Genomic DNA, 1295 nt, shown 5'->3' on the forward strand with positions numbered 1-1295 from the left:
CCGGTGACGTCCGTGACGCCCGCACTGCCACCCGGGTGGGAGGCGGCGGTCGGCGGTGAGCCGACTCTGCGGATCAAGCGGGGCGGGCGGCGGAAGGTGGTGCCTCCGGGGGCCGCCGATGGTGCGGGCCTCCCACCTCGGCCGGCCGCCGATGGCGTGGTACCGGAACCCCCACGGGATGAGCCGACCGCCGATGGCGTGGTACCGGAACCCCCACGGGATCAGCCGGCCGCCGATGGCGCCACGCCCCCACAGCATCAGCCGGCCGCCGATGGAGCGGCACCACCACCCTGGCAGGGGCCACCCGCACGCGGCGACGAAAGCCGCACGGAGGGTGCGGGTGGAAATCCGGTCCCGGCCGAAGCCCGGGACACCGCCCGCTCCGCCGGTCCCGCCATCGACATCCAGGTCAACGCCCTCCAGGCCATGTGCCGCCAGGTGTTCGGCTTCCGCCTGGCCATGATCGCCCTGGCCACCCCCACCGCCCTCGTCAACGCGAACGACGGCCTCCCCACCCGGCTCGTCGGCGCGGCCGTGGTCGTCACGTTCATGACCTCCTACGTCCTCTTCAGGGACTGGGAACGCTTCGGCCCCCTCCTCCTGCGCCACCCCTCCCTCCTCGCCGCGGACACCCTCTTCGGCGCCCTGCTCCTCACCGCGGCCGGCCCCGACAGCACCCTCGCCTACGTCAGCGTCTGCACCCCCCTCCTGGCGGGCCTGGTCTACGGCTGGCGTGGGGCGGCGGTCTTCGCCTCGCTCCAGGCGCTCCTCCTGCTCCTCATCCACGCGGCACAGGAGGACCCGGCCCCCGGCATCACCGAGTCCGCCCTTCTGCCCGGCCTCTGCGTCATCGCCGGGGCCGTCGGCTCCAGCCTCCGCAACCTCATGCTCCGCTTCGGCGCGGCCACCCAGGCCCTCACCACCGTCCAGGCCCGGCTCGCCGTGACGGAGGCGGTGAGCGCCGAACGCGCCCGGCTGGCCCGCGAGATGCACGACTCCGTCGCCAAGACCCTGCACGGAGTGGCCCTGGCCGCGGACGGCCTGACCACCTCCGCGAACGCCGATCGCATGGACCCGGCGCTGGTGAGACAGCAGGCGGCACTGGTCGCCCGTTCGGCCCGCCGGGCCGCCGCCGAATCCCGCGAACTCCTGGCCGACCTGCGCCGCGAATCGGACCCCGACGAGGCCACGGCCGTGCTGGTCGAACTCGCCGCCCGAAGCCGCGACTTCAGCGCCCGCACCGGACTGACGGCGGTCTACCGCCCCACCGGCGCCCACGCCGTTCCCCCCGTCCC

General features: G+C 74.9%; 1 protein-coding gene. It reads left to right on the top strand.

The genetic code is table 11. The annotated features are described in order from the left end of the window. Positions 1-426: 426 nt before the first annotated feature. A partial coding sequence (locus C1J00_RS43320) for a DUF8745 domain-containing protein (protein ID WP_146046416.1) occupies positions 427-1295 on the top strand: 869 nt, incomplete at its 3' end.

Source organism: Streptomyces cahuitamycinicus, assembly GCF_002891435.1.
Classification (GTDB): domain Bacteria; phylum Actinomycetota; class Actinomycetes; order Streptomycetales; family Streptomycetaceae; genus Streptomyces; species Streptomyces cahuitamycinicus.